The organism is Burkholderia arboris, from assembly GCF_902499125.1.
Lineage (GTDB): Bacteria > Pseudomonadota > Gammaproteobacteria > Burkholderiales > Burkholderiaceae > Burkholderia > Burkholderia arboris.
This window is the reverse complement of the sequence record NZ_CABVPX010000052.1, coordinates 1-19,208: the sequence shown is the minus strand read 5'-3', so window position 1 is coordinate 19,208 and position 19,208 is coordinate 1. Positions and strand designations below refer to the sequence as shown.

18 protein-coding genes are annotated in these 19,208 nt (G+C 68.0%); 13 read left to right on the top strand and 5 right to left on the bottom strand.

The window, feature by feature from the left end; genetic code table 11:
• Positions 1 to 303 precede the first annotated feature (303 nt).
• The 3 genes from BLA15945_RS36200 (at position 304) to BLA15945_RS36190 (ending at position 1,691) form a co-directional block, all read left to right on the top strand.
• Complete coding sequence (locus BLA15945_RS36200; protein ID WP_174994616.1) at positions 304 to 591, top strand: hypothetical protein; 288 nt, start codon at positions 304 to 306, stop codon at positions 589 to 591.
• Positions 592 to 759: 168 nt separating this feature from the next.
• Complete coding sequence (parS, locus tag BLA15945_RS36195; RefSeq protein WP_031403156.1) at positions 760 to 1,215, top strand: type II RES/Xre toxin-antitoxin system antitoxin; 456 nt, start codon at positions 760 to 762, stop codon at positions 1,213 to 1,215.
• On the top strand, positions 1,212 to 1,691 hold the full coding sequence (locus BLA15945_RS36190; RefSeq protein ID WP_059241067.1) for an RES family NAD+ phosphorylase: 480 nt from the start codon (positions 1,212 to 1,214) through the stop codon (positions 1,689 to 1,691). Before parS ends, BLA15945_RS36190 begins: the two co-directional genes overlap by 4 nt.
• A 21-nt stretch (positions 1,692 to 1,712) precedes the next feature.
• On the opposite strand, the gene BLA15945_RS36185 is transcribed toward BLA15945_RS36190, so the two are convergent.
• The 4 genes from BLA15945_RS36185 to BLA15945_RS36170 all read right to left on the bottom strand — a co-directional run bounded on the left by BLA15945_RS36185 (position 1,713) and on the right by BLA15945_RS36170 (position 6,085).
• Positions 1,713 to 2,651, bottom strand: coding sequence for a tyrosine-type recombinase/integrase (locus BLA15945_RS36185; protein WP_059241066.1), 939 nt, complete (start codon positions 2,649 to 2,651; stop codon positions 1,713 to 1,715).
• Positions 2,652 to 2,735: 84 nt separating this feature from the next.
• A complete protein-coding gene (locus BLA15945_RS36180) occupies positions 2,736 to 3,248 on the bottom strand; it encodes a DUF2165 family protein (protein WP_174994615.1) in 513 nt (170 codons plus the stop codon).
• Positions 3,249 to 3,546: 298 nt separating this feature from the next.
• Positions 3,547 to 4,902, bottom strand: coding sequence for a uracil-xanthine permease family protein (locus tag BLA15945_RS36175; RefSeq protein WP_174994614.1), 1,356 nt, complete (start codon positions 4,900 to 4,902; stop codon positions 3,547 to 3,549).
• Positions 4,903 to 4,960: 58 nt separating this feature from the next.
• Positions 4,961 to 6,085 carry an aryl-sulfate sulfotransferase gene (locus tag BLA15945_RS36170; RefSeq protein ID WP_174994613.1) on the bottom strand — a complete coding sequence of 375 codons (1,125 nt, stop codon included), beginning with the start codon at positions 6,083 to 6,085 and terminating at the stop codon, positions 4,961 to 4,963.
• A 102-nt stretch (positions 6,086 to 6,187) separates the two neighbouring features.
• Between BLA15945_RS36170 and BLA15945_RS36165 the strand changes: the two genes are divergently transcribed.
• From BLA15945_RS36165 to BLA15945_RS36120, 10 genes are all read left to right on the top strand, one after another.
• Positions 6,188 to 7,144, top strand: coding sequence for a LysR family transcriptional regulator (locus BLA15945_RS36165; RefSeq protein WP_174994612.1), 957 nt, complete (start codon positions 6,188 to 6,190; stop codon positions 7,142 to 7,144).
• Between the two features lie 217 nt (positions 7,145 to 7,361).
• Positions 7,362 to 9,347 carry a gamma-glutamyltransferase family protein gene (locus BLA15945_RS36160; protein WP_174994611.1) on the top strand — a complete coding sequence of 662 codons (1,986 nt, stop codon included), beginning with the start codon at positions 7,362 to 7,364 and terminating at the stop codon, positions 9,345 to 9,347.
• A gap of 69 nt (positions 9,348 to 9,416) precedes the next feature.
• A complete protein-coding gene (locus BLA15945_RS36155; protein WP_174994610.1) occupies positions 9,417 to 9,785 on the top strand; it encodes a hypothetical protein in 369 nt (122 codons plus the stop codon).
• A 313-nt stretch (positions 9,786 to 10,098) separates the two neighbouring features.
• Complete coding sequence (locus tag BLA15945_RS36150) at positions 10,099 to 10,641, top strand: hypothetical protein (protein ID WP_174994609.1); 543 nt, start codon at positions 10,099 to 10,101, stop codon at positions 10,639 to 10,641.
• 250 nt (positions 10,642 to 10,891) lie between these two features.
• A complete protein-coding gene (locus BLA15945_RS36145; RefSeq protein ID WP_174994608.1) occupies positions 10,892 to 11,662 on the top strand; it encodes a hypothetical protein in 771 nt (256 codons plus the stop codon).
• A gap of 336 nt (positions 11,663 to 11,998) precedes the next feature.
• Positions 11,999 to 12,178: a hypothetical protein gene (locus BLA15945_RS36140; RefSeq protein WP_059241058.1), complete on the top strand. Its 180-nt coding sequence runs from the start codon at positions 11,999 to 12,001 to the stop codon at positions 12,176 to 12,178.
• 55 nt (positions 12,179 to 12,233) lie between these two features.
• Entirely contained in the window at positions 12,234 to 13,484 is a 1,251-nt protein-coding gene (locus tag BLA15945_RS36135) for a metallophosphoesterase family protein (protein WP_174994607.1), read from the top strand.
• A gap of 3 nt (positions 13,485 to 13,487) precedes the next feature.
• Positions 13,488 to 16,958 carry an ATP-binding protein gene (locus BLA15945_RS36130; RefSeq protein ID WP_174994606.1) on the top strand — a complete coding sequence of 1,157 codons (3,471 nt, stop codon included), beginning with the start codon at positions 13,488 to 13,490 and terminating at the stop codon, positions 16,956 to 16,958.
• A 111-nt stretch (positions 16,959 to 17,069) separates the two neighbouring features.
• Positions 17,070 to 17,594: an HD domain-containing protein gene (locus tag BLA15945_RS36125; RefSeq protein ID WP_059241055.1), complete on the top strand. Its 525-nt coding sequence runs from the start codon at positions 17,070 to 17,072 to the stop codon at positions 17,592 to 17,594.
• 9 nt (positions 17,595 to 17,603) lie between these two features.
• Positions 17,604 to 18,290: a DUF429 domain-containing protein gene (locus tag BLA15945_RS36120; RefSeq protein ID WP_174994605.1), complete on the top strand. Its 687-nt coding sequence runs from the start codon at positions 17,604 to 17,606 to the stop codon at positions 18,288 to 18,290.
• A gap of 174 nt (positions 18,291 to 18,464) precedes the next feature.
• Here BLA15945_RS36120 and BLA15945_RS36115 read toward each other — a convergent pair whose 3' ends face one another.
• On the bottom strand, positions 18,465 to 18,935 hold the full coding sequence (locus BLA15945_RS36115; RefSeq protein WP_174994620.1) for an ATPase: 471 nt from the start codon (positions 18,933 to 18,935) through the stop codon (positions 18,465 to 18,467).
• Between the last annotated feature and the right edge of the window lie 273 nt (positions 18,936 to 19,208).

Sequence of the window (19,208 nt, the reverse complement as noted above, 5' to 3'; positions counted from 1 at the left end):
AATTCGAGTGTACGGAAGCGGCTGGAGCGGGCGCGGGGGCGATTCGTAGCGGGTGACGAGGGGGAGCCGGCCGGTCCGGGTGCCGCTACGAGAAGCGGGCAGGTCGAGAACGTACGCGGCATGGGCGACCGCGCGGCAAGGCGGCCCGCGCATCGCTACGCGCAGGTTCGATCGTTACAGCTTCCTTTCGGTGCGGGAGTCTGTCTTACTTTTTGCTTTCGTCGCATATGATCAGGTATGCGAAACAATGCGCCGCGATGGAGGCATCGTGGATGATCGGTACGGCGTGCGCTGGATCGAGCGATGGATTCGGCGGCACGAGTACAGGCTGCCTGCGTGCATGTGATCGGCGGAGGAACCGGATCGGATGACGGCGGCAATTCGCTTGCGTTGCCGGCAGGGGCCAACTGGATCGTTCCGGTATCCGGCGAGGGGCAGACTTGCCGGTTCGTGCGGCCGACGGAGCGTTGGACAAAACCGGAAGGTTGCCGCGGAATGGCGTGGCTGCGGCGCGGGAGCGGGGTGATCGCATTGGGACACAACCTGCGTGCATCCGTCGGAGAATTGTTACGTGACAACTTCAAGTCGTGATGAATGAGTTTATATACTGAATGCGTGTAACACGTCGGCTAGGCGAATCTCCGATTCGCGCACCCCAATAACCGGTCTTCCAGCCCGGTCGGCAAGCTTGCATCATCGCCATCCGCCATTCCGTGGCAAAACGCCTATAATGATTGGGCAAATTGCCGGAGAGAGGTCATGAGCACCATCGCTTTTCATCCTTCGGGCGTCGCCCATCCGCGTCAGGCCGAATTCACGATACTCGAGCAACTGCTGGCGATCCGCGTCCGGTCGGGCGCGGACCTGGCCGAGCTGGCAAGTGCGCGCGTCGACGTGTCGGTGATCGACCGGCTGTCGGAGCGCGGGCTGAAATCGGACGAGCTGGCCTTCATCATTCCACGCCGCACGCTGAGCCATCGGCGCCAGGCGCACGAACGCCTGTCGCCGGAGGAATCCGACAAGGCGATCCGTCTTGCACGCATCGTCGCGCAGGCGACGGCCACGTTCGGCGACCAGGACAAGGCGATGGCGTGGCTGCGCAACGGGCTGCAGCGCTTCGGCGGCCGCACGTCGCTCGACATGGCGAGCACCGAGCATGGCGCGCGGCTCGTCGAGGAAGTCCTCACGCAGATCGACGAGGGGTACTTCGCTTGACGACGCTGTGGCGGATCAGCAATTACGCCGACCTGAAAGGCATCGGCGGGTTGCGGGCCGGCGGGCGCTGGCATTTTGCCGGGCAGCCCGTCGTGTATCTCGCCGAGCATCCGGCGCTCGCACTGCTCGAGACGCTCGTTCATTTCGAAATCGCCACCGTCGCGCAGTTGCCGAGCGGATACCAGTTGCTGCGCATCGAGGTGCCCGATTCGGTGGATGTCGCCGAAATCGCGGAAGGCGACGTGCCGGACGACTGGCAAACGAATGTCGACTGGACGCGCAGCACCGGCACCGAATGGCTGCATACGCAGCCGAGCGCGCTGTTGCGCGTGCCGAGCGTCGTCGTGCCGCACGCGCACAACTTCCTGCTGAATCCGCTGCATCCGGCGGCACCCGAAATCCGCATCGCGGAAGTCATGCAATCGCCGTACGACACGCGGATTCTGCGGCTCGTCCAGTCGAAGCCGGGCGAATAGCGGACAGAAAAAGGCGTGCGGTCAGCGCTCGTGTGCGGCGCGGTCCGCGGCGGCATCGGGCGGCAGCGTCTGCCGGATGCGTGTGACCGTTCGCGTGCTGACGAGACCGAGCATCGCACTGACATCGGCATGCGCGTGGCCGGCGAGCAATTGCCGGCGCGCATACGTGTTGCGCAGCACGCGCGGGCTCATGTCCGCTGCGTGGAAGCCGATTGCGTTCAGCGCGTCGCGTACCACCAGCAGCAGGAACATGTCGTTCATCGCGCCACCGCCGCGCGGTGCGGGGAACAGCAGCGTCGATGCCCGCGTGTCTGCCGAATGCGCGCGCCATGCGGCGAGCGGTGCCAGCACGAACCCGGCAAGTTCGATCCGGCGCGCTGGCCGCGCGCGATCGCGCGGCACGGACAACGCCGGTGGCCGCGCGTCGAGATCGGGCGCGTCGCAGGGCATCGCCCGAATCTCGGCCGACGTGATGCCGCTCGCGAGCAGCAGCGCGACGATCGCACGATTCCGGCAGTCGGCCGAGGTGTCGTCTGGTCGAGGCTGGACGTGACGCTGCAGCGCCGCGTCGGCGTCGGGCGGCAGGTAGCACGGCTCCGGCTCGCCGACCGGCCATGCAAGATCGCGCGTCGCCCGGCCGGCCGGATGGATCGTCCGCACGCCGGTGTCGACCAGGTGCCGGCTCAGCCGGTCGATCAGCTTCGCATAGCGCACGCGCGTCGACGTGCCGGGCGTGCAGGTGCGGTCGAGTTCCGCGAGGAAAGCCGCGACCTGGTCGGGCCCGAACGTGGCCAGCGACACGCGGTGTGCGACCAGGTGGCGCAGGAACCGCTCGAACATCGCGACGTGCTGTACGACCGAACGCGGCGCGAACGGCCGGTGGCCGGCGCCGGTCGCGGCGGTTTCCTGCCATGCGCGAAACGCGCCGACGGGGTCGTGAATCCAGCGATTCGTGTCCATCCACGATTTATAGCCGGACACGGTGACGCCGGCAATCGTCTCCCGATGTCCAGGCGGCCGGTGCGCCCCGACGCAACCGGCGCGTCAGTGCGCGATACGCGTGTCGTCGACGCCGTCGTTGTTCATCGTCAGGTAAACAAGCACGAGCAACAGCGTGATGAAGAAGCGGAACGCATCCGGCACGCCGTTCCATTGCTTCGACATCCACATCCCGAACCATTCGCCGCCGACCGACATGAACGCGACCTGCCACGTGAGGAAGCCGAGCGTCAGGCCGGCGATCGCGCACGCCTTGGCCGCCCGGAACGCCGAATCGTCGGCGCGCCGTGCGCGCAGCAGCCGGATGCCGCCGATCCAGCACAGCACGGCCGTCAGCGTTTCCATCGAAATGATGCCGATGTAGCCGGCGTGATGGATCCACGTCGTGCCGATCGCGCGATACATGATCCCGTTGCCCGGGAAGGTGGTGTCCATCAGGAACACGTGGTGCACGAATGCGAAATTCGTCGCATAGTCGGTGATGTTGCCGAACGCGACGAGCGATGCAAAGAAAGCCATGGCGAGCACCATGGCTGCCTTGGAACAACGAATCATCATCATGGACTCCGAAATGAATGGGCAGGCGAAAGCGCGACCGTGCGGCGATGAACCGGCGTTCGGGGCGAGACCTGCGTAAATGTGCACGGCTGAGCCGGCGGATTTGCGTGCGTGTGCACGGCGGCGCGGAGATCGGGACTGGAAAACCTGAAGCCGGTGCGGCGTCGAGGAGACGCACGCGCCGGCTGGATCGAGTGCCCGCGCCAGGAGGGAGCGGCGATTGTCGGCCGAACCGCAGGCGTCGTCAAGCAGGGCGCGGCGTGCCCGTGTCGCGCAGCAGCGCTGCCTGCCGCTGCCGTTATGCGTCGCGCGAAGGTGCCGCGGCCGCGCCCCCGTGCGCCCGTCCGCTCAGCCGCGCGAGCGCGGCGAATGCCAGTTGCGTCGCGATGGCCGCGAGCGTGCCGGCCGCCATGCCGTTGCCGAGCACGATCTGCACGGGTGCGCCGAAATGGCGATACAGGTTCGGCACCAGGATCGGCGCGAGGCCGACCACCAGCGCGGCCGCGAGCGTGTACTGGTTGGCGCGTGCGTGCAGGTCGACGCTTGCGAGCAGCCGGATGCCCATCACGCCGATCATCGCGAACACGACCAGCGCGGTGCCGCCGACCACGGCGGCCGGAATCGCATACGCAAGCCGCGCGAGCGGCGCGAACAGCGCGATGACGATCAGGATTGCGCCGGCCGCGGCCGTCACGTAGCGCGAGCGCACGCCGGTCGTCTGCACGACGCCGATGTTTTCTGCGCTGGTCACGATCAGCGGCGTGCCGAACAGCGCGCCGGCCAGCGACGCCAGCGCGTCGCCGCGTATCGTCTTCGGCACGTCGCGCGGCAGCGAGATCGTCTTGCCGCACGTCTCGCCGACGGCGACCGTCTGCGCGGTGGCCTCGGCCATCGAGATCGCGGTGAAGATCAGCAGCGGCAGCGCGGCGAGCAGGTCGAAGCGCGGCATTCCGAACGGCAGCCACACCGGATGCGTGAACAGCGGTCCGTGCCACACGTCGGCGAGCGCCGGCATTGCGTCGAGCGCCCAGCCGAGCGTCGCGCCGGCCACCAGCCCGATCAGCACGGCGAGGCGTCCGGCCGTGCCGCGGAATGCACCGGCGGCGGCGACGGTGGCGACGATCGTCGCCAGTGCGAGACCGAGCGCGCGCGGCTGTGCGAAGTCGGCCGAGCCGGGCTGGCCGACGACGATCGTCGCGTAGATCCGGATCAGGTTGACCGACACGAGCAACAGCATCGCGCCGACGACGACGCGCGGAAAGAGCCGCAGGCAGCGCGTGAAGACGGGCAGCAGCACCCAGTAGAACGCACTGGCGAGCAGCGCGGCGCCGGTTGCGGTGGGCAGCCCCGATTGCGCGGCGATGCCCGCGAACAGCATCGTCGGAGCGCCGCCGGGCACCATCACGAACGGCAGGCGTGCGCCGATCGGGCCGGCGCCGAGCGATTGCGCCAGCGTGCCGATGCCGCACGCGAAGAACGTCGCGCCGATCAGCTGGACCGTCAGGTCGCCCGGCAGCGCGAGGACCTTCGCGATCAGGAAGACGGCCGTGATCGGCGACGCGGCCATCGACAGCACGTGCTGCAGCCCGAACAGCGCGAGCTGCCACGCGGGCAGCTTGGCATCGACGGGCGGAGAGATCGGATCGTGCGGCACGGCAGGCCCCTCGGAAGCGAACGGCGAAAACGGCCGGAAACCGGCGGCGAACGGCGTGTCAGGCCCGCAGCCAGGGCAATTGCGCGGCGCTGTAGCGGAACGTCTGGAACACGCTGTTCAACTGGCCCGGGCCGGTCTTGCGCGCCGCTTCGTCCGGGTATTCGGCGAACCACGGGATCACGTATTCCCACACGACCTCGCCGGCCGGCGTCACTTCGAACAGCCGGCCCGTCGACGATTCGGTGACGTGCGTGTTGCCGTTCGGCAAGCGCTGCGCGTTGCCCATGAACGGCGTGTAGAACAGGTTCACGACATCGTCCGCATACGACCACACGACGCGTAGCGTCGCCGGGTCGATTTCCACGACGCGCGAGAATACGACGTGCGCGCCGTGGCGGAAATTGCCGTTGTCGAACGCGAGGATGTTGCCGTTCGCGAGCGGCACCGGCGCATGCTGGTGCGACACGACGTCCGGTCCGATCCGCAGGTCGACGCGGCCGGTTTCGCGGTTCACGGCAATGATCCCCGACGTCGTGCGCAGGCTCATCAGCACGCGGCCGTTCGCATCGACCGCGAGACCGTTGACGAGCGGCCAGTGATAGCGGCCGAAGCCTGCCGCGATCGGAAAATCCTCGGGCCGCAGATGGTCGCGCGCGTGCCATTCCCACACGATCTGGCCGGCGCGGTTCACTTCGCGGATCACGTCCGTATACATCACTTCGTCTTCGCCATGCGCGGTGCCGCCCGGCACGCGCTGCGCGAACGCCGCGTCGGCCGGTTCGCACGCGGCGTAGAGCAGGTTGCCGTTCGGCAGCCACTGCGCGTCGTGGTGATGCGCGGGATCCTCATGGCGCCACACGGTTTCGCCTTGCGGCGTGACCTCGTAGAAGTCGCCGCCGTGCCACATCGACCACGGCGCATAGCGCGATTCGGAGCGCGGGTGGTTGCCGTTGTAGCCGAGATTGCCGTTCGCGAGGATGACCGCGTGGCGGCCGGGGCGGACGGGCATTTTCCACTGGTGCGCGACTTCGCCGTCGATGCCGACGAGGTAGACGTTGCCGTCGGCCGTCTGCGGGGCGATGAGCGTATAGCCGCCCGCGGACAGCACGGGATCGTGGGCGATGAGGCCGACGCCTCGGCGGCGCTGGGTGATTTGGTCGACGGTCGTCACTGCGGTCTCCATTCGAATCGGATGCGGGGATGCAGCGGAATCTAGACGATCCGGCGCGTCGGTAAAATCGGATTATTCTTGACGGCCTGTTCGGAAAAATCTAACGGTACCCCCATGCGTTCGATATCGCAGACATTCCGCTGTTTCGACGAAGTCGCGAGGCGCGGCTCGATTCGCAAGGCGGCCGACGTGCTGCACCTGACCGCCGCGGCGGTGCACCAGCAGATCCGCAATCTGGAGGAGCAGGTCGGCGTGCCGCTGTTCGACCGGCTGCCGCGCGGCATGCAGCTGACGCTTGCGGGCGAGATCGTGATCGCGGCCGTGCGGCGCGGCCAGCGCGACTTCGACAACGCGCTGACGCAGGTCGAGGATCTGCGCGCGCTGCGGCGCGGGCACGTGAACCTGGCCGTGCCCGCATCGACGGCCGAGAAGCTCGTGCCCGACGCGATCCTCGCCGCGCTGCAGCGCTATCCGGGCGTCACGTACAGCGTGCGCTCGGGCAACGGCGAGAACATCGTGCGCTGGGTCGAGACGGGCGAGGTCGACATCGGCTATGCGCTGCGCCGGCGCACGGCGGCGAGCGTCGTCGAGGTGCGCGCGTTCGCGCAGCCGCTGGGGGTCGTCACGGCGCCCGGTCATCCGCTGGCATCGGCGGGCGGCAAGGTGCGCATGCGCGACTGCTTCGCGCACCCGCTGATTCTGATGACGCCCGACACGGAGCTGCGCGCGATGTTCGACCAGATCGATGTGCGGCAACCGCGCACCGTGCGGCCGCTGGTCGAGACGGGCTCGGTGTCGATGGTGCGACGCCTCGCGGCCGAAGGTGCGGGGGTCGGCTTCCTGATCGCAGAGAACGTCGCGGACGATGTCGCCGCCGGGCGGCTCGCGTGGACCCCGCTCGCCGATGCGGGCGCGCGCTCGTTCAGTTGCATCTATCAACGGGCGGACATGAGCGCGACCGTCGCGATGACGATGTTTCTGGATTTTTTCTCGGAGGCGATCGAAACGATGGAGCGCGGATTCGCGCCTGGCGGCAAGGCAGCCGGCAAGCGCCGCCGTGCGGCAACGTAGCGACACCGGTCGCATTGCCTGATCGCGATGCCATGCAGCAGCGAATCCGCAGGCCGGTCCGGTGATGTTGCGCGTGCAACGTCCGGCTGCATTACGTCATACCCTTATTGCGGAAAAAATTTTGTTCATGGGACTATCGAACGCGTTGCCCGTGCACCGAGGGGGTTGCAGGCAACGTGAAGTCCATCGCAACGACCTACAAGAACATCGGCAGACAATGAACAGAACAGCGATTTTTCCGTATGCGTCCGCGTTGCTCGCGGCCGCCCTGTTGACCGCATGCGGCGGCGACGTCGAGAACGAAGCGGGCCGCACGACGACACCTTCCACCGATGCGAGCTGCCTCGCGGTCGACAACAGCGGCGCGACGGTCGTGGTGGGCTCGAACCAGCCGGGCGATCCGTCGCTGCCGGAAGCGTCGTCGGGCTATCGCACCGGGATGAAGCCCGTCTATGCGAAAACGTACCTGGTGGCCACGTCGAACGCGTATGCGAGCGCAGCCGGTTGCGCGGTGCTGAAGAAGGGCGGCACGGCTGCCGACGCGGCGGTCGCCGTGCAGGCCGTGCTGGGCCTGACGGTGCCCGAGGCGACGGGGCTCGGGTCGGGCGGCGTGCTGCTCTACTACGATGCGCGCAGCAAGACGGTGCAGGCATACGACGGCCGCGAAACCGCGCCGGCCGCCGCGACGGAGAACTACCTGCGCTACGTCGACGACACGACCGACCATTCGGCGCCGCTGCCGAACGCGCGCGCGAGCGGCCGCTCGATCGGCACGATCGGCGTGCCGCGGCTCATCGAGGCGCTGCAGCAGGATCATGGCCGCCTGCCGTGGCAGAACCTGTTCGGTGATGCGATCGCGCTCGCGACCAACGGTTTCCCGATCGGCGGCCGGCTTGCCGACGCGATCGCCTCGAACGCGCCGAACCTGAAGCGCGACCCCGAGGCCGCCGCGTACTTCCTGAACGCCGACGGTTCGCCGAAGACGCTCGGCACCGTGCTGAAGAATCCCGCGTACGCACATACACTGACGCTGATGGCGCAATCGGGCGCGAATGCGCTGTACACCGGGCAGATCGCGCAGGACATCGTCGCGAAGATCGCGGTGACGAAGGGCGCGGACGGCTCGACGCTCACGCCGGGCAAGACGACCGTCGCGGATCTGGCCGCGTATCAGGCGAAGCGCCGCGATCCCGTGTGCACGACCTATCGCAGCTACTGGGTCTGCGGGATGCCGCCGCCGTCGTCGGGCGGCATCGCGGTCGCATCGGCGCTCGGCATTCTCGAGAATTACGACCTGAAGTCGCTGAAGCCGACGGCGATCGATCTCGAAGGCGGCAAGCCGACCGTCGCGGGCGTGCACCTCGTCACCGAGGCGGAACGGCTCGCGTATGCCGACCGCGACAAGTACGTGGCCGATACGGATTTCGTGCCGCTGCCGGGCGGTACGTGGGACACGCTGCTGAACAAGCCGTACCTGAAATCGCGCGCGGCGCTGATCGACACGACCAGGAGCATGGGCACCGCGCAGCCCGGCAATCTCGGTGCGGTGCCGCTCGGCGTCGACACGACGCTGATCGAGCATGGCACGAACCAGTTCACGATCGTCGACGGCGACGGCAACGTGCTGAGCGCGACGACGACGGTCGAGTCGAGCATGGGCTCGTTCCACATGACCAACGGCTTCCTGCTGAACAACCAGCTGACCGACTTTTCCGCGAACCCGGTCGACACGTCCGGCAATCCGGTGGCGAACCGGCTGCAGCCGGGCAAGCGGCCGCGCAGCTCGATGGCGCCGACGATCGTGTTCGGGCAGGCTGCCGACGGCTCGCGCGGCGACTTCGTGATGGCGACGGGTTCGCCGGGCGGCGGCACGATTCCGCAATACGTGGTCAAGACGCTCGTCGGCGCGCTCGACTGGGGCCTCGACGCGCAGCAGTCCGCGGGGCTCGTCGATTTCGGCGCGAGCAACAGCCCGACGACCACGGTCGGCGGCGAGCATCCGAACGTCAACACGGCGAACAACGGTGCGAACGATCCGCTGATCACGGGGCTGCTCGCGCTTGGGCACAAGGTGTCGACGTCCGCGCAGGCGAGCGGCGTCAACACGGTGATGCGCGTGACGGCCGGCCAGTCGCCCGTGTTGCAGGGCGGCACCGATCCGCGTCGCGAAGGCGTCGTGCTCGGCGATACGTTCCGGCCGTAAACGGACGGAACACGTACGGCCCCGATCTGCCGACGGGCAGTCGGGGCCGTATTGCTTGAAGGGACGGCAATGACGAACGCACACCTGCTCGAACTGGACGCCGCGCTGTCGGCGCCGGGCTTTTTCGATTGCCTCGGCGACGTCGATGGCGATACCGCGCTGGAGCGTCGCGATGCCGAGCCGTTCGATACGCAGTGGATGGCGGCGTTCGATGCAATCGACGGCGATCCGGCCGCGGCGATCGACAAGCAGTCGGTGGACGCGCTGCGGGAAAAGGCATACAGGCTGGCGTTCCGTGCATCGGGTCATGCCGGTGTGGCGGCCTGCGTGTCGGACGACATCGAGCTGATCGCGAGGAACCGGTTGTCGGGCCGCCCTGGCAACTGGCCCGAACATATCCTTTGGGATGCTTATAAAAGCGGCCGGTTTCCCTGCTAGCCGCGTGACCCTGCGCCTGTCTCCCGACGCTCGGCGGGCGTGCCCGTCGCGATCGCGGTGCTGCTTGCGTTCCATGCTGCCGGGTTCGCGCCGGTTCACCGTCAAATACGCGAGCCATCCTGCTGCAAGCCTCCGATTGTCAAACAGTGTGAGTCAATCGTCAGCATTTGCAACGGAAGTAACAGTCCCCGCAATTCGACTGTTTTGCGTGCCGGCGCCGCTACATTAGCTCCACCTGCCGCACGTCGCGGCGAGGCATGCGACAAGCCGCAGAAGGCGGCCCGCAGCAACAACGTCTTTGGGGAGAATGACCATGAACAAGATTCGTACGATTCTGCTGGGTGCCGCTCTGACGGCGATGGCGACTTCGGCTGCATTTGCACAGACGGCCCAGACGGGTGCCCAGGGTGCCGCAGGCGTCGGCGCACAGGTCCAGACGCCGCTGCTCGGCGGCGGCGTGGGCGTGCAGGCGGGCGCTGGCGCGAATGCGGCGGGCTCGGGTTCGGGCGCAGGCAACGCCGTTGGCGGCGCGCTGAACGGCGTCGGCAAGACGGTCGGCGGCGTGGGCTCGGCAGCGGGCAATGCGGTCGGCGGTGCGACGCAGGCGGTCGGCTCGGCAGCCGGCACGACGAAGGATGCGGCGGCATCGGCCGTCCACTCGACAAAGGCGCACGTGAAGCATGTCTCCGGCTCGGCGAAGAGCCATGCACAGGGTGCCGTGTCGACGGCGGGCGACGTGGCGGGCGGCACGAAGGCGAAGGCCGGCGAAGCGCTCGAAGGCACGACGAACGCCGTGAAGGGCGGTGCATCGGTCGGCGTGAAGGGCTCCGCGTCGGCACAAGGCGGCGCGCTGTAAGCGACACCCATCCCGCCAGGACCCGGCCCGCTTCGATGCGGGCCGGGTTTTTTTATGGGTGCGCGTGGCCCCTGCCCAATGCCCGCGCGCCATGCTTAAATAGCAGGGCTCCCGGCCGCCGGGCCGCCGCAATGACGGCGCCGGCCGATCCGGGCCAGCATGTCCGATCGACATCGTGACGACAGACGACACAAAAAGCACCGTTCCGGCTTGCCCGGCGCGGTCCGATAACATTCCGAGGCATCACGTCATGACCATCCTGTTCCGTCTTCTCGCGCTCGCCTGCGCACTCTGGCTGGCCGCCTGCGCGGCGCCGCCCCCGCCGTCGGCCAGTACCGCCGCGTCCGCTCCCGCACCGGATGCCAGCGAACGCCGCGGGCTCGGTACCGCGTGGGGCGAGTCGGTGCGATCCGAAACCCGGCAGGTCGACTTCGAACGCGCGGATCCGGCGAAGCCGACGGATCTCGCGTCGGTCTACTACAACGATGTGCTGCCCGGCCATCTTCCCGCGTCGCAGGTTCGCCGGCTGCCGACCCGCGTCGCACTCGCGAACGGCGACATCGCGCTGTCGTTTACCGACGAAAAGGGCGCGCCGCTGCGTCTTGCGCGCAGCAATGGCCGCTGGCACATGGCAGGCGTCGAGGGTTCGCGTTACCTCATCGTGTTGCGCAACCAGGGGCGCCGCGCGTTCGAAGTCGTGTCGACGGTCGACGGGCTCGACGTGCTGTCGGGGCGCCCGGGCAGCTACACGAACGGTGGCTACGTGCTGTATCCGGGCCGCACGCTGACGATCGAGGGCTTCCGCAAGAGCCGCGACGAAGTCGCTGCGTTCCGTTTCGCAGCGGTGCCCGACAGCTATGTCGCGAACTCGAAGTACGGCGACGCCGCGAATGTCGGCGTGATCGGCGTCGCGCTGTTCGCGCAGAAGGACAACGAAGAGGAAGCGCTGCGCCGCAATGCGAATCCGTTCCCGGGCAACGACAACGGCTTTGCGCCGCCGCCCGTCCCGCGCGGCGAGTGAGGGCACGTAGCCGGGCATCCGCGTGCATCGCGACGCGCGCAGGGTGATCCTGCGCGTTTCCCGCTGCCCGTTCAGCGCCGTCCCGACGCCGTTTTGCCCGAACCGGATCCGCTGCGCAATCGCGTTGTCGAGCGATCGCGTGGCGCGACGCCAGCTCGACACCGACGTCCGGTGGCGCATCTCGCGCGCGGCAGCGTGACGCCGCGTGGCGTTCGTTTCACGACCGGTCCGGCTGTCGGAGACGAGGTTCCGCTGTCGCGCGATCGTGCTGCGGCACAATGGCGGTTCGTGTCCGTATCCCGTGCTTCCCCGCCATCCGGACCGACGGAGAACCTCATGTCGTTACCCGCTTTCAGGTACCATCCCGACCCGCTCGCACCGGGCAGCGTGATCCGGTCCGGCGCGCCCCCGTGGGAACGCTTTCTCGCCGCGCTCGACAAGGACGGCTCGCCGGCCGCGTACGTGTTTCGCTGCATCCATTGCGGCGAACCCGGCGGCTACCCGGATTGCGATTGACGGCCGGGCTCGTGCGGGCGGCGATGCCCGTTCGCCATGAAACAGAGGAATCTTCGTGAAGTTCATCCACGCCGCAGACATTCACCTTGACAGCCCGTTGCACGGCCTGAGCGCGTATCCCGATGCGCCGGCCGCACAGTTGCGCAACGCGTCGCGCGAGGCGCTGCGGCAACTCGTGGATCGTGCGATCGAAGAGGAAGTCGCGTTTCTCGTGATCGCCGGCGACCTGTACGACGGCGACTGGAAGGACCACAACACGGGCATCTTCTTCGGCCAGCAGATGGGGCGGCTGCGCAAGGCCGGCATCCGCGCGTTCGTGCTCGGCGGCAACCACGATGCCGAAAGCGAGATGACGAAGAAGCTGACGTTGCCGGACAACGTCACCGTGTTCGGCCACCGCAAGCCGGAAACCGTCAGGCTGCCCGAATTCGACGTCGCGCTGCACGGGCAGAGCTTCAAGGACAAGGCCGTCGTCGACAATCTCGCGATCGGCTATCCGGATCCGGTACCCGGCTACTACAACATCGGCGTGCTGCACACGGCGCTCGAAGGCTACGCCGCGCACGCGAACTATGCGCCGTGCACGCTGGCCGAACTGCACGCGAAAGGCTACGACTACTGGGCACTCGGCCACGTGCATGAGTTCCAGCAATGGACGGGGCCGTCCACCGTCGTGTTTCCCGGCAACCTGCAGGGGCGCCATATCCGCGAGACGGGCCGCCGCGGCGCGGTACTCGTGACGGTCGAGCAAGGCCGCACGCAGGTCGAGCGCCTGTATCTCGACGTGCTGCGCTGGGAGGCCGTGACGGTCGATGCATCCGACTGCCTGTCGGTTGCCGATCTGTCGAGAAAGATCGGCCAGGCGCTGGAAGCGCTTTTGACCGTCGACGGCCACGTGCCGCGCGCGGTGCGCGTGACGGTCACGGGGCGCACGCCTGCACACGGACTCTTTTTCGGTCGCGCGCCGCAGTTGCGCGCGGAAGTGCTGAACCAGATCGGCATCATCGGCAACGAGCGGCTGTGGCTCGAGAAGGTCCGGCTCGCGACGTCCGCCGCCGATCATCAGCCGGGCGAAAGCGAGCCGCTCGAAGCGCTGGAGGACCTGAAGCAGATCCTGGCCGATGCCGCGCACGATCCGGATTTCCTCGCGTTGCTCGAACGCGACCTGAAGCCGTTCGTCGGCAAGGTCCGCAGCGACGTGAAGGAGGACGTGCCGTTGCTGACGATGGCGCGGGCGGGCGAGCTGACGGCGCTGGTCGAGCAGGTCGGGCCTGAACTGCTCGCGCGGCTGGCGAGGGGGGAATAAGCGATGCGCATCAGCCAGCTCGATCTGATCAAGTACGGCAAGTTCACCGACGAGACGCTGCGGTTCCCGTCGGCCGGCGAGGATTTTCATGTGATCGTCGGGCCGAACGAGGCCGGCAAGTCGACGATCCGCACGGCCGTGTCCGAGTTGCTGTTCGGGATGAAGCTGCAGACGCCGCTCGATTTCCTGCACAGCACGCCCGAGTTGCGGATCGGCGGCGTGCTGGAGAGCGGCGCGGGCGAACTCGCGTTCCACCGCGCGCGCGGGCGCAGTCCATTGCGCACGCCGGCCGACGACAAGCTGCCCGACGACTACCTGGCGGCCATTCTCGACGGCGCGACGCGCGAGTTCTTCGAGCAGATGTTCGGGCTCGATCACGGGCGGCTGGTCGACGGCGGCCGGAGCATTCTCGATGCATCCGACAAGCTCGGGCAGGTGCTGTTCGAATCGGCCGCCGGTGTCGGCAGCCTTGGGCCGGTGCGTGAGGAACTCGACGCGCGTTCGGTCGAGCTGTGGGCGCCGCGCCGGAGCGGCAGCGCGTTTGCGCTGGCCGAAACGTCGTTCAACGAAGCCGTGACCGAACTGAAGATGGTCCAGGTGCGCACGCGCGACTGGGTCGATCGCAAGGACGCGCGCGAAGCGGTCGAACAGCAGATCGAGCAGGCGCGTGCGGAACAGCGCCGGCTCGAAACGCTGCGCTCGAAGCTCGAGCGCGTGCGGCGGCTCGCGCCGTACCTGAAGGAGCTGACGGTCAAGGATGCGGCGCTGGCCGAACTCGGCGCAGTCGTCGAGTTGCCGCCGACTGCGTATGCGGATCTGCTGAAGGCACAGGGCGATCTCGCGGCCGAGCAGAAGGTGCTCGAAGAACGGCGCGCGGACCTGCTCGCGAAACGGCAGGCGCGCGATGCGATCGACGCGGACGCCGACACGCTGGCGCTGGAAGCCGATATCGAAGCGCTCGATCGCCTGCGCGGCGCGTGCATGAATCACGCGCAGGATCTGCTGCTGCTCGGTGCGGACGTCGAGCGGCACCTGTCCGCCGCGTCGTCGGCAGCCGCCCAGCTCGACTGGCCGACGGACGAAGCATCGCTGCGCGCGTCGTTGCCGACGGCGCTGTCGCTGAAGACCGTCGCGAACCTGCTGCGCGAGCACGGCGCGCTGCATCAGGCGCTCGCCGGCGCGCGCGAATCGCTCGACGAACGTACGCGCGAGCTGGCGCAGGTGCAGGAGCAACAGGCGCGCCTGTCGACCGTCGACGTGCCGGAAGCGCTGCGCGCGGCGCTGGCCGATGCGCAAGGCTTTCGCAATAGCGGCCAGCGCGAGCAGGCGCTGGCGCATGAAATCGCGGCCGCCGAACGCGTGCTGTCCGGCGCGCTCGATGCGCTCGGCCAGTGGCGCATGCCGGTCGACGCGCTGCGCGCACTCGACGTGCCGTCAGCGGCGCGGCTCGGCACGCTGCTCAAGGAAGACAGCGAACGCGCAAGCGCGACAGCTGCCGCGCGCGAAGCGCGCGACGGTGCGCTCGAAGAGCTCGAGCGGCTCGAACTGCAGGAGAAGCATTTCGCGGAGAACCACAAGGTCGTTACGACCGCCGACGTGCTGGCGGCGCGCGCGCGTCGCGACGGCGCGTGGGGAGACATCCGCAGTGGCGCGGTTGATCTCGCAATCGGCGCACCGGCAGTCGACGACGCGATTCGTCTCGCTGACGAACTCGTCGATGCGCAGCTCGGCGCCACGCAGGCGGCCGCGACGCTGCAATCGCTGCGTCAGCAGGTCGAATCCGCGCGTGCGGGCGTGGCACGCAGGAAGGCCGCACTGGACGAACGCGAACGCGAACTGACGGCGCATCGCGACGCGTGGGCCGCGCTTGCAACGACGGCCGCGGTGCCCGGCATGCCGCTGGCGGCGATGGGTGACTGGCTCGCGAAGCGCGAAACGGTGTTTGCTGCACAGGCCGATCTTGACCGTCAGCGCCGCGAATTCGACACGATTCGCGCTGCACGGGCCGGCGCGGAAGCCGCGCTGCGCGCGGCACTGCGTCCGGTATCGCGCGGCGGCGAGTCGGACGGGCTGGCGGCGCTCGTCGCGATCGCCGAGACTTTCGTGCAGTTGGCCGAGAAAGCGATCGCGCAGAAGGACAGTCTCGACGATCGCGCGCGGGAAGCCGAACGCGGATGCGCGACGGCGCAATCGCGGGCCGGTCACGCACAGGCGGCCTACGATGCATGGCAGGCACAATGGCGCGACGCGCTGGCCGACGCGAAACTGTCCGCGAGCGCGACGACGCTGGCCGCGGCGGAGGGGGCGCTCGGGCTCGCGAATGCAGTGACGGCCGAGCTGGCCGATGCCGATGCGCCGCGCAACCGGATCGCCGCGATTCGCGCGGAGTTGGCCGCGCTTGAGGCTGGCGCGCGGCGCCTTGCCGAAGCGCTCGCGCCGGAATGGCTTGCCGGCGGCGACTGGCCGGACGTGGCGCGACGGTTGACGATGCGCCTCGCGGCCGCCAGGGAACTCGCGCGTGCGATCGGTCGTGCCGACGAGGCCGTGCGGCAGGCCGACGGCAAGGTCGCGGACGCGGCCGCCGCGGTGGCCGGGGCCGATGCCCGTATCCAGCCGCTGCTGCAACTGGCCGGCGTCGCTTCGATCGACGCGGCGCTGCCTCTCGCCGAGCGCTCGGATCGTCAGCGCCAGCTTCGGCAGGCGGTCGATGCCGCGCACGAAGCGCTGGTGCGCGACGGCGACGGGCTGTCCCGGTCCGCCGTGGAAGTAGAAGTCGCGGAGCAGGACATTGCCGACGTGCCGGCGCATCTCGAAGCGGTGAAGCAGTCTCTCGGCGATGTCGGCAGGCGGCTGAACGAGCTGTCGCAGCAGCAGGTCGTGGCCGACCAGGCATTCGGCGCGATCGACGGCCAGGCGAACGCAGCCGTTGCCGAGTCGAAGCGGCAGGAAGCACTGGCGGCGATGGGCGATGCGGCCGAACAGTATCTGGAGGCGGCCACTGCGAGCCGCTTGCTGAAGTGGGCGACGGATCGCTATCGCGACCAGAAGCAGGGGCCGATGCTCCGGCGCGCGGGCGAGATTTTCGCGGGGCTCACGCTGGGCGAATTCGCGAAGCTGACCGTCGATACCGAACGGACGCCGCCCGCGCTGTATGCACGGCGCACGAAGGGCGTGTCGGTCGAGGTCGCGGGATTGAGTGAAGGCACGCGCGATCAGTTGTTCCTCGCGCTGCGCATCGCGGCGCTGGAGCTGCAGCTCGGCAGCCGGACCGCGCTGCCGTTCGTCGCCGACGATCTGTTCATCAATTTCGACGACGCGCGCGCGAAGGCCGGGCTCGACGCGCTGCGCGATCTGTCGACGCGCACCCAGGTGCTGTTCCTGACGCACCACGACCACCTGCTGCCGCTCGTGAGGGACGTCTTCGGCGCGCGGGTCAACGTGGTCGAGTTGCAGCGCGCGCCGGCCGGCGCGTGAGGCGGGATGCCGGCACGCGGGAGGGGGCATCGCGTACAGGTAGTATGAGCGGTTCCGAAACGCACGCGGCCGGGTCAACCGGTCGCGGGTCTGGCCACACGAGGGGAAAATATGAAAAAGCTGGTAGCCGCCATCGCGTTCGCGGCGGACAAGCATCGCAATCAGCGTCGCAAGGACGAAGAGGCGTCGCCGTACATCAATCATCCGATCGCACTCGCCGACGTGCTGGCCAACGAGGCCGGCGTCGAGGACGAGCGTGTGATCGTCGCGGCCGTGCTGCACGACACGGTCGAGGATACGGAGACGACCGAGCAGGAGCTGCTGCGGCTGTTCGGCAAGGACGTGGCGGACATCGTGATGGAAGTCACCGACGACAAGTCGTTGCCGAAGGAAGAGCGCAAGCGTCTGCAGGTCGAGCATGCGGCCACCATCAGCCGTCGCGCGAAGCTCGTGAAGCTGGCCGACAAGATCTGCAACCTGCGCGACATCGCGCAGCATCCGCCCGCGGACTGGCCGCTCGAGCGCAAGCAGGCGTATTTCGACTGGGCGAAGTCGGTCGTCGACCCGATGCGCGGCGTCCATCCCGGCCTCGAGGCGATCTTCGACACCGCGTACGCGGCACGGCCGGCGGACTGAGGTTTCCGCATGGCAGCGACCCGACCCGTCGAATCCGCCGAGCGGCCAGTACCCGCGGTGGCGGGCGTCGACGTCGGGGGCGACAAGAAGCTGTGCGATCTCGTGATCCTGCGCGGGGCGACGGTCGTTTGCCGCGAAGCGCGGATTGCGCCGGAGGCGGTGCCCGCGCTGTGCGTCGCCCATGACGTCGTGGCCGTCGGCGTCGACGCACCGAGCGTGTGGTGGACGGGCACCGGTCGCCGGGCGGCCGAACAGGCGCTCGCGCGCGAACGGATCTCGTGCTTTCCGACGCCGTCGCGGGAGCAGGCCGTCACAAGCACGTCGGGCTTCTTCGACTGGATGTTCATCGGCGAGCGCGTGTACCGCGCGCTCGCGGACACCTATCCGTTGCTGACGGGCGCGCACTATGCGGGTGGCCGTGCGAGTTTCGAGACCTATCCGTACGCGATTACCTGCGCGATGCTGGGCAAGGCGGTGGCGTCGGCGAAGCTGAAGCGTACGCAGCGCCTGCAATTGCTGGAGCGATTGGGGATCGATGTGTCGACGCTGCGCTCCGTCGATGCGCGAGACGCGACCCTGTGCGCGTTGACCGCGCAATACGTGATCGACGGGAACGCACATGCGTATGGCGATACGGAGGGCGGCTACATCCGCGTGCCGATCGTCAGCGAGGCGATCGTGCTCGACTCGCCGTAGCGATGGCACGTGGCGACTGCGGGGCAGTTGTCACGGCAAGGTGAGCTTTTGCGGGAGAGGTTCGGTCTTCCTGGCGCCGGTGGCGTCAGATGTCGAGTGTCGGCCGACAAACATCAGGCTTGCCGGTGCGCACGACATGAAGCCGGCGCACCAGGCAATCCCGGGCAGCGCCGCTCAATCCTCGAGGATGGACTTCGGTACGTTGGCCAGGTCGCAGGCTTGCGCCTGATCGAAGTAGTCTTCCGCATCGTTGATCATCACGACGGCGACGTCGATCAGCTCGTCGAGCCGTTGCAGCAGCGATTCACGCCACTCGATGTCTTCATCGCGCTCGGGCGTCTTGTCGAGTTGCTCGATGATCGAATCGGCCGTCTGCAGGAAGGGGATCGCCTGCTGATAGTTCTCGATCGAGACCATCGCCGCATTGCGCGCGCCGACGAGCCGTTCGCGGTGCTCGTCCGCCAGTTCGGATTCGCCGCTGATCCGCGGCAGTACATCCGAGATGCGCTGAAGCAGCGGTGGCGTCTGTTCTTCCAGCAGGATGGCGCGTTCGCGCAGCGCCGCGTATTCGTCGCGAAGATCGGCGTCGCCGGGTTGAGTCGTGCTGTCCATCGTCGATATGAGTGCGTGGTTCGGTCGCGGCATGATACTCGACAGCGCCGGGTTCCTTGTCCGTTTCGCCGCCCTCTCTATATAGGTGGCAAGACGGGCATACGTCATATCTATAGAGAACCGCTCGCGGTGGGATCAGCGTCGGCCGAGCCCCAAGCCCCCGTGCGCGTGAGCGCACGGGGGCTTTTTCAAATTTCTTCACAAAGGGGCTTGCGCGAACGGCGTGAGGTGCATAGAATCACGCCTCTTTCGCGCTAACGGAAACGCAGCGCGGGAGGGAAGGGAAGCGGTGCTGTTGAGGTCCGG

Bases quoted from the DNA above. Each gene is read 5' to 3' on its own strand.
- BLA15945_RS36170 (WP_174994613.1), bottom strand. From the start codon at position 6,085: ATGGAGACCGCAGTGACGACCGTCGACCAAATCACCCAGCGCCGCCGA.
- BLA15945_RS36130 (WP_174994606.1), top strand. From the start codon at position 13,488: ATGCGCATCAGCCAGCTCGATCTGATCAAGTACGGCAAGTTCACCGAC.
- BLA15945_RS36115 (WP_174994620.1), bottom strand. From the start codon at position 18,935: ATGCCGCGACCGAACCACGCACTCATATCGACGATGGACAGCACGACT.
- BLA15945_RS36140 (WP_059241058.1), top strand. From the start codon at position 11,999: ATGTCGTTACCCGCTTTCAGGTACCATCCCGACCCGCTCGCACCGGGC.
- BLA15945_RS36185 (WP_059241066.1), bottom strand. From the start codon at position 2,651: ATGGACACGAATCGCTGGATTCACGACCCCGTCGGCGCGTTTCGCGCA.
- BLA15945_RS36165 (WP_174994612.1), top strand. From the start codon at position 6,188: ATGCGTTCGATATCGCAGACATTCCGCTGTTTCGACGAAGTCGCGAGG.
- BLA15945_RS36180 (WP_174994615.1), bottom strand. From the start codon at position 3,248: ATGATGATTCGTTGTTCCAAGGCAGCCATGGTGCTCGCCATGGCTTTC.
- BLA15945_RS36150 (WP_174994609.1), top strand. From the start codon at position 10,099: ATGAACAAGATTCGTACGATTCTGCTGGGTGCCGCTCTGACGGCGATG.
- BLA15945_RS36155 (WP_174994610.1), top strand. From the start codon at position 9,417: ATGACGAACGCACACCTGCTCGAACTGGACGCCGCGCTGTCGGCGCCG.
- BLA15945_RS36125 (WP_059241055.1), top strand. From the start codon at position 17,070: ATGAAAAAGCTGGTAGCCGCCATCGCGTTCGCGGCGGACAAGCATCGC.
- BLA15945_RS36120 (WP_174994605.1), top strand. From the start codon at position 17,604: ATGGCAGCGACCCGACCCGTCGAATCCGCCGAGCGGCCAGTACCCGCG.
- BLA15945_RS36200 (WP_174994616.1), top strand. From the start codon at position 304: ATGGATTCGGCGGCACGAGTACAGGCTGCCTGCGTGCATGTGATCGGC.
- BLA15945_RS36160 (WP_174994611.1), top strand. From the start codon at position 7,362: ATGAACAGAACAGCGATTTTTCCGTATGCGTCCGCGTTGCTCGCGGCC.
- BLA15945_RS36145 (WP_174994608.1), top strand. From the start codon at position 10,892: ATGACCATCCTGTTCCGTCTTCTCGCGCTCGCCTGCGCACTCTGGCTG.
- parS (WP_031403156.1), top strand. From the start codon at position 760: ATGAGCACCATCGCTTTTCATCCTTCGGGCGTCGCCCATCCGCGTCAG.